This window comes from Streptosporangium sp. DT93 (assembly GCF_049844535.1).
Classification (GTDB): Bacteria; Actinomycetota; Actinomycetes; order Streptosporangiales; family Streptosporangiaceae; genus Streptosporangium.
Map to the genome: position 1 here is coordinate 1 of NZ_JBNCLF010000093.1, position 309 is coordinate 309.

Sequence of the window (309 nt, forward strand, 5' to 3'; positions counted from 1 at the left end):
AGGTCCTGGGGGGCGAGGGTGGTGACCGGGCAGGTGATCACGGGCGGTGTGCCGGTGCCGGAGAAGGCGATGTCGGTGACGGTCAGGCCGGTGAGGGTGGTGTTGCCGGTGTTGACCAGCAGGTAGGAGTAGGTCACGGTCCGTCCGGCGGCGGTCAGCGTGGCCGGTGAGGCGGTCTTGAGCAGGGCGAGGTTGGGTGTGGGTGCGGCGGTGACGGTGGCGGTGGACGGGCCGGAGGTGACGGCCGGTCCGGTGGGTGGTGTGCCGGTGGTGGTGGCGGTGTTGACGATGGATCCGGCGTCGATGTCG

Annotated in this window: 1 protein-coding gene; it reads right to left on the minus strand. The window is 70.9% G+C overall.

Features of this window, described 5'->3' with window-relative positions; all coding sequences use genetic code 11:
• On the minus strand, nucleotides 1-309 hold a 309-nt coding region (locus ACLQ2R_RS39630; RefSeq protein ID WP_425966558.1), incomplete at both ends, for a DUF7507 domain-containing protein.